The organism is Lactobacillus fornicalis (assembly GCF_055362665.1).
Genome location: NZ_JBLTIM010000035.1, coordinates 1 through 7,590, shown reverse-complemented (window position 1 = coordinate 7,590; position 7,590 = coordinate 1). Strand labels below are relative to the sequence as shown.

General features: G+C 34.0%; 7 protein-coding genes and 1 pseudogene. All 8 read left to right on the top strand.

Translation table 11 applies throughout. From position 1 onward, the window contains the following. Positions 1-246: 246 nt before the first annotated feature. Positions 247-585 (top strand): annotated as a pseudogene (locus ACNDLV_RS06610) (Rpn family recombination-promoting nuclease/putative transposase); the annotation flags it as partial. A 106-nt stretch (positions 586-691) separates the two neighbouring features. Further along, positions 692-1,228: a hypothetical protein gene (locus ACNDLV_RS06605; RefSeq protein ID WP_006587294.1), complete on the top strand. Its 537-nt coding sequence runs from the start codon at positions 692-694 to the stop codon at positions 1,226-1,228. Between the two features lie 104 nt (positions 1,229-1,332). Beyond that, the gene (gene dhaK, locus ACNDLV_RS06600) at positions 1,333-2,328 is read left to right on the top strand and encodes a dihydroxyacetone kinase subunit DhaK (RefSeq protein WP_006587295.1); all 996 of its coding nucleotides are present in this window, start codon (positions 1,333-1,335) and stop codon (positions 2,326-2,328) included. 12 nt (positions 2,329-2,340) lie between these two features. Continuing rightward, positions 2,341-2,922, top strand: coding sequence for a dihydroxyacetone kinase subunit DhaL (gene dhaL / locus ACNDLV_RS06595; RefSeq protein ID WP_048588355.1), 582 nt, complete (start codon positions 2,341-2,343; stop codon positions 2,920-2,922). Further along, positions 2,922-3,296, top strand: coding sequence for a dihydroxyacetone kinase phosphoryl donor subunit DhaM (dhaM, locus tag ACNDLV_RS06590; protein WP_006587297.1), 375 nt, complete (start codon positions 2,922-2,924; stop codon positions 3,294-3,296). Before dhaL ends, dhaM begins: the two co-directional genes overlap by 1 nt. A gap of 1 nt (position 3,297) precedes the next feature. Next, positions 3,298-3,999, top strand: a complete 702-nt coding sequence (locus tag ACNDLV_RS06585; RefSeq protein ID WP_006587298.1) for an MIP/aquaporin family protein — start codon at positions 3,298-3,300, stop codon at positions 3,997-3,999. A gap of 127 nt (positions 4,000-4,126) precedes the next feature. Next, entirely contained in the window at positions 4,127-4,975 is an 849-nt protein-coding gene (locus tag ACNDLV_RS06580) for an Rpn family recombination-promoting nuclease/putative transposase (protein ID WP_022091156.1), read from the top strand. Positions 4,976-5,656: 681 nt separating this feature from the next. Continuing rightward, complete coding sequence (glmS, locus tag ACNDLV_RS06575) at positions 5,657-7,468, top strand: glutamine--fructose-6-phosphate transaminase (isomerizing) (RefSeq protein WP_006587300.1); 1,812 nt, start codon at positions 5,657-5,659, stop codon at positions 7,466-7,468. Positions 7,469-7,590 lie beyond the last annotated feature (122 nt).

The window sequence follows — 7,590 nt, the reverse complement described above, 5'->3', positions numbered from 1 at the left end:
AAAATTTGACAGTTTCGTAAAATCAGTATAGTCTTAAATTACCTCAAAAAAGGGCAGTAATTAGTGTATCTATTTATTGCAAAAAGCAATTTATAGAGGTAATTATGCCATTTAATGACACTAAGTTTTAGTGTTTCACAAATGAGAAATTTTTGGTAGTATTATGCAAAATAAACGCTTTTGTAAGGCGATTATTCAAGCAGCGCTACCTGATGTGAATGTTGTTTCAAAGGAACTAGTACGGGCGATAGCAATTTGTTAAATCTCCAAAAACTAATGGGCGATGATAAAATAGAATCAAAAGGAATCTTCAAAGAGATTCAGAGCAAAATTAAAGAATACAATGATGATCCGAAAAGGAGAAATCTTGTGAGAACAGCAGAATTAAGGATGAAAGAAGAAACAGCAGTAGCGAGAAAAGAAGGGCGCGAAGAAGGGCGAGTAGAAGAACAAAAGAATACAGTGAAAGTATTCAAAGCCTTGCAACCGGATGCAACAGTATCAGAGGGGCTGGCTTGGATAAGAACAAATACCAAAGTTTCCCCTTCTGATGAAGAAATAAAGGCAATTTTAAGAGAAGAGTAAGCTATTAGAAGTGGACAATTTTAATTTAAATCAAAACATGACTTTTATTATATTGGGTCATGTTTTTTTGTAAAATGAACTATATGCACACAAAAATACATTGGAGGTGACTATTATTTCTGACCGACTCAAAAGAAAAATTAGCCAAGTTTTTATTAATGAAGTTTCAAAAAATGGATTCAAACATACATCAGTTGCCAAAATTATGAAAGTTGCCAATATTCGTCGACAAACATTTTATGATAATTTCATAGATAAGTACGATTTACTTTACTATGTTGTTTCCATGAACTTAAAAGAAAATATTGATGACAATATCGATTACTTAAATTGGGAAGAAATTATCATGTTGATTTTTTATGATATAGAACTTCATGCTAAGTTTTATCGGAGTGTTTTAAAATCACAGACCGAAGTTGATATTGTTTCAATGATTGCATTGCATGTAACTACTTTACTGTTTCATATTCTCGAAGAAAAAGGGCTGAGTAACAATCAAAAGGCTAAAGACTTTGTTGAAACTTATTGTTTAGGAATGACTTATACTATGACAGCTAATTTGTATCACGAACCAGAAGTAGAGTACGATGAACTTGCAAAAAAAGTAGTTAATGCAATTGAATTTACATTTAAAAATTATTAAAAGCGATAATGGACAAGATTGTGTTTTTGTCCATTATTTTTGTAAGCGCTTTACGATAACATATAAATTGTAAAGAGTAAGAACAAGAAATCGAGGATATACATATGAAAAAGATTATTAATGATCCAAGTAATGTTGTTCCAGAAATGGTTAGCGGATTAGTAAGAAGTTATCCAAAAATCTTAAAACGAATTCCTGGAACCGAAGCAGTTGTTCGGTCTGATGAGTTATCAATGACTGGCAAAGTAGGAGTTATTTCTGGTGGTGGCAGTGGTCATGAACCTACGCATGCAGGTTTTGTTGGAAAAGGAATGCTTAGTGCTGCAATATGTGGTCAAGTATTTACTTCTCCAACTCCAGATCAAATTTATGAAGCAATTAAAACAGTTGACCAAGGAAAAGGTGTATTCATGGTCGTTAAAAATTATTCTGGCGATGTGATGAACTTTGATATGGCTAAAGATTTAGCTGAAATGGATGGAATTAAAGTAAAATCAATTGTGGTTGATGATGATATTGCAGTTGAAAATAGTTTGTACACACAAGGTAAGCGTGGAGTAGCTGGAACGATTTTTATGCATAAAATTCTTGGAGCTGCAGCACAAGAAGGAGCAAGTCTTGATGAGCTTGATGAACTGGCCAAAAAAGTTTTACCGCATATTAATACAATTGCAGTTGCTTTGAGTGCAGCAACTGTACCAGAAGTTGGGAAGCCTGGATTTAATTTGCCTGAAGATGAAATTGAATTTGGAGTTGGAATTCATTCAGAACCAGGATATAGAAGAGAAAAGATTAAACCATCTCGTGAATTGTGTGAAGAGTTATTAAGTAAAATTGATGCAAGTATGCAACTTGATAGTGAGAAAAAATATGCATTGTTGATTAATGGTATGGGAGCTACTCCATTAATGGAACAATATGTTTTTTCTAATGATGTCCTTGATTGGCTAGAAAAGAAAAACATAACTCCGAGTTTTATAAAAATCGGAAATTACATGACTTCGATTGATATGGCTGGTATTTCAGTTACATTGCTTGAATTAGCTGATGAAAAATGGCTTGATTACTTGAACAAGCCTGTTGAAACAATTGCATGGTAGGAGGTTTTGGTTATGGAATTAACTTTAGATTTGTATGAAAAATGGCTTCGTTTATTTGCTAAAAAAGTTGAATCAAACAAGGCATATTTAAGTGAATTAGATGCTGCAATCGGTGATGGGGACCATGGCAATAACATGGCTCGTGGTGTTAGTGCAGTTGAAGAGGGTTTTAATTTAAAAGCCCCAGAAGATTTAACTAGCGCTTTAAAATTAACAGCTATGGCGTTCATATCGAAAGTTGGTGGGGCAAGTGGCCCACTTTATGGGACTGCATTTTTGGAAATGGCTAAAGCAAGTTTAAAGACTAATGATTTATATGATCTCCTAGAAGTAGCATTAGCTGGTATTAAAAAACGTGGTGGAGCCAGTGCTGGTGATAAAACCATGGTTGATGTCTGGGAAAAGGTATTGCCAGACATCAAAAATGGCACCTTGACTGAAGAAAAAATTCAAGAAGCAGTTGATGCTACAAAAGATATGCAAGCTAAAAAGGGACGAGCTTCATATTTGGGTGAAAGATCAATTGGACATCTTGATCCAGGTGCTGTTTCAAGTGGATATTTATTTACTAATTTATTAAAGGCGGAAGAATAATGAAATACGGTATTTTAATTGTTTCTCATGTTCCTGAAATAGCAAAAGGATTGCCAAAACTTTTGGAACAAGTTGCGCCAGATATTTCTATAACTTATGCTGGTGGGACAGAAGAAAATGAAATTGGTACAAGTATAAATAAAATCACAAAAGCTGTTGATGATAATAAAGCTAATAAGATTTTAGCATTTTATGATTTAGGTAGTGCCAGGATGAATTTAGAAATGGCTTGCGAAATGAGCGATAAAGAAATCCGAATTCATGATACAGCTTTAATCGAAAGTGCATATGTAGCTACTTCTTTATTGCAAGTAAATACTCCAATTGATGAAATTGAAAAGCAGTTAGCTGACTTAAAAGTTAAAGGAGATTAAGATGGATGGTTTCTTAGGAGAATTAATGGGGACAATGATTTTAATTGCCCTTGGTACTGGGTGTGGTGCGGCAGTCAATTTGAAGAAAAATTATGCTCATGGAAGTAATTGGCTTTTCATTACTATTGCATGGGGATTAGCTGTAACGTTTGGAGTTTATGTAGCTGGTTCAGTTGGTTCGCAAGGACATCTGAATCCAGCGGTTACTATAGCTTTAGCGGCATTTGGAAAATTCCCATCTAGCCAAGTTTTACCATATTTAGCTGGACAATTTTTAGGTGCATTTATCGGTGCAGTAATTGTTGCAATTCATTATTATCCTCAATTTAAAGAAACTAAAGCAAAAGAAGGAAATAGTGTTGGTATTTTTACAACAGGACCTGCAATAAAGAATAATTTATTTAATTTTCTATCAGAGTTTATTGGGACATTTATTTTTATTTTTTGCTTACTTAATCTTGGGAATTTCACTCAAGGTTTAAAACCATTAATTGTCGGACTATTAATTATGGTAATTGGCCAAACTTTAGGTGGAACAACTGGCTTTGCTTTAAATCCTGCCCGTGATTTTGCTCCAAGGTTAGCATATGCGATATTACCTATTCCTAATAAGGGTTTAGCAAATTGGTCTTATGCTTGGGTTCCAATTCTTGGTCCGATATGTGGAGGTTTATTAGCGGTATTTTTAAAAACTTTAATATAGAAAACAGGTGCATTATGCACCTGTTTTTACTTTTGTAAATTTATGTAAAGACTTTGTAAATTATCTCAAAAAATTGGCAATATTTAGTGTATCTATTTATTGCAAATAGCAATTTATGGAGGTAATTATGCCATTTAATGACACTAAGTTTTATGGTTTCACAAATGATGAAATTTTTGGTAGTATTATGCAAAATAAACGTTTTTGTAAAGCGATTATTCAAGCAGCACTACCTGATGTAAATGTAGTCTTGGTAGAAAGTATTGATGCACAAAAAGAATTAGGGCCAAAGAGTGACAAGCGCAGTAAATCAGTTCGACTCGATATTGCAGTTAAAGACCAATCTGGTAACTTGTACGATTGTGAAATGCAGGTTAATAATAACCATGACATTGGGCCACGAATGAGATATTATCAATCATCAATGGATAGGGATACCTTGGATCGCGGAGAGCCGTATACTTCACTATCTAGAACTTATCTAATTTTTCTTTGTGCTTTTGACCCGTTCGGAAAGGGAAAGTTGCGTTATAGCTTTCATCTTTATGATGACGAAGATAAAAGTATTCAACTAAAAAATAATGCGGAAAATATCATCATTAATTCAAAAGGTAGTGGAAATGAAAATATCGATTTGTTAAATCTCAAAAAACTAATGAACGATGATAAAATAGAATCAAAAGGAATCTTCAAAGAGATTCAGACAAAAATTCAAGAATACAATGATGATCCGAAAAGGAGAAATCTTATGAGAACAGCAGAATTAAGGATGAAAGAAGAAACAGCAGTAGCGGAAAAAAGAGGCCGAGAAGCAGGAGACAAGAATACAGTGAGGTCTCTCACGCTGACAATTAAAGAAATGCGTCCTGAAATTAATGAGCTAGATTTATTTAAGCAAATTAAGAAAACTGTAGGTTCAGACTTCAGCTTAAATGATGCAGAAATCAAAACTATAATTCACCAAAATCTTAAATAAGTACGAATAAATGCAAAAAACATTGGTAAATTTAACTTTTACCAATGCTTTTATTTATAGAATATTTTTCTATAAAATTAATGTTTTATTGTTTCCAGTCACTGTCAAACTTAACTTTACCAGCTTTGAGTGCAGTGTTAACATTGTTGCCCTTGGCTGTTTGAGATAAAATGCTTTCCATGATTGAGCTTAAATCAGCGAAGGTTGCATAGGAATTTTTAGAAATTGGAATAGTATAAAGCTTTTTAGTAGTAAATTATAAGATAGCTGGTGCTTTGACACTCTTAGACTTTTTGTATTCTCCTGAATTCAAAGCTTGCGTGTTAACTGGAATGTAACCAGTTTGGCTTGCCATTGATTGGGGCACCTTTCAGTAAGTCACTTTTGATTTGAGACTTCTCGCTGCTGCCCCAACTAATTTGGGAATTGTTAATGTATAAGGAGAAATCCTCTAAAAACTTTCTTGTAAATAAATTATGTAAAAAATATCTAACGAATCCTCCATCTATTAAGATATATTGCTAGTTCTTTAATTTATCTTTTAGGTTCACTTAAAGATATACCAATTTATAAAGATAATTCTTGACCGCTTTGCTAAAAAAGGCTATTATTGCACTTGTAACAATAAAAATTAACTAGTCCGATAAATGAAAATTGAACTAGACCAAAGGAGAATTTTCTATGTGTGGTATCGTTGGTGTTGTTGGTAAGGCTGCACGAAATATTATTTTAAATGGTTTAACTAACTTGGAATATCGTGGATATGATTCTGCGGGCATTTACTTAAACGATTTAAAGGGGCATGAATATTTAACAAAGGCAGTTGGCCGTATTTCAAACTTAAAAGAAAAAATGACCCCAGATGAAGATGGTTTAGTAGGTATTGGTCATACTCGTTGGGCAACACATGGTAAGCCAACTGTTGACAATGCTCACCCTCACTTTGATGAAACTAAGCGTTTTTACTTAGTTCACAATGGTGTTATTGAAAACTATACTGAATTAAAAGACAAGTACTTACAAGGTGTTAAATTCCATTCAGATACTGATACTGAAGTCATTGTTCAATTAATTAGTAAAATTGCACGTGATAAGAACTTAGATGGATTTACTGCTTTTAAGGAAGCCTTGAAGCTTGTTAGAGGTTCATATGCATTCTTGCTTGTTGATGATCAAGAACCAGACCACGTATTTATCGCTAAGAACAAGTCACCAATGATGCTTGGGTTAGGTGATGGCTTTAACATTATTGCTTCAGATGCTATTTCTGTTTTAGATCAAACTAAAACTTTTGTTAGTCTTGAAGATGGTGATGTTGGTGACATTACTAAAGACTCTTACACAATTGAAACAATCGATGGTGAAAAAGTAGAACGTAAACCAAAGGTGTTAGACATTGATCCTAATGCTGCATCAAAGGGAACATACGAACACTACATGCTCAAAGAAATCGATGAACAACCAGGTGTAATGCGCCACATTTCTCAAACTTATCTTGATGATGCTGGCAATCCTAAAGTAGATTCAAAGATTGTTGATGCAGTAGCTAAAGCAGACCGTTTATACATTTTTGCAGCTGGTACTAGTTACCACGCAGGTTTAGTAGGTAAAGCCTTGTTTGAACACTACACTGGCATCCCTACTGAAGTTGGCTATGCATCAGAAGCAGGTTATCATTTCCCAATGATGAGTAAGAACCCATTCTTTATCTTCTTAACTCAATCTGGTGAAACAGCCGATTCACGCGTTGTTTTAAAGGAAACTAACAAACGTGGCATCCCAAGCTTAACTATGACTAACGTTGAAGGCTCAACATTATCTCGTGAAGCTACTTACACTATGCTTTTAGGAGCTGGCCCAGAAATCGCAGTTGCTTCAACTAAGGCTTATACAGCTCAAGTTGCTGTTCAAGCAGTTCTTGCTAAGGCTCTTGGTGAAAAGCTCGGTGTTAAGGAAGCACAAGAATGGAACTTACACCATGATTTGGCAATTGCAGCTGAAGGAATTCAACAACTTGTTGATGGAAAAGAAAAGCTTAAGGAAATTGCTGACAAGTACTTGATTAAATCAAGAAATGCCTTCTACATTGGTCGGGGCATTGATCATGCTGTTGCACTTGAAGCTGCACTTAAATTAAAGGAAGTTTCATATATTCAAACTGAAGGTTTTGCTGCTGCTGAACTTAAGCACGGAACTATTTCATTAATTGAAAATGGCACACCTGTTATTGCCTTGATTAATGACCCAGTCACTGCAGAATTGACTCGTGGTAACATTCAAGAAGTAGTTTCTCGTGGTGCAAACATTGTAACAATTGTAAGCAAGGAATTTGCTAACAGTTCAGATGATATTGTATTACCTGAAATTAATTACTACATGTCTGCATTATTAACTGTAATTCCTACTCAACTTCTTGCATACTATGCTTCTAGAGATAAGGGCTTAGATGTTGACAAGCCACGTAACTTGGCTAAGAGTGTTACTGTTGAATAAAATTTAATAATTCATTTAAAAAATAGAAATGCCTAAGGGTATTTCTATTTTTTTGTTTATAAATACTTATAACTTAAAAATTAATTTTTATAATTCCAGAAATACGAAACTGTCAAATTTTT

Excerpts from the sequence above, each read along its gene's own strand:
- ACNDLV_RS06585 (WP_006587298.1), top strand. The coding sequence starts at position 3,298 with ATGGATGGTTTCTTAGGAGAATTAATGGGGACAATGATTTTAATTGCC.
- dhaM (WP_006587297.1), top strand. The coding sequence starts at position 2,922 with ATGAAATACGGTATTTTAATTGTTTCTCATGTTCCTGAAATAGCAAAA.
- ACNDLV_RS06580 (WP_022091156.1), top strand. The coding sequence starts at position 4,127 with ATGCCATTTAATGACACTAAGTTTTATGGTTTCACAAATGATGAAATT.
- glmS (WP_006587300.1), top strand. The coding sequence starts at position 5,657 with ATGTGTGGTATCGTTGGTGTTGTTGGTAAGGCTGCACGAAATATTATT.
- dhaL (WP_048588355.1), top strand. The coding sequence starts at position 2,341 with ATGGAATTAACTTTAGATTTGTATGAAAAATGGCTTCGTTTATTTGCT.
- dhaK (WP_006587295.1), top strand. The coding sequence starts at position 1,333 with ATGAAAAAGATTATTAATGATCCAAGTAATGTTGTTCCAGAAATGGTT.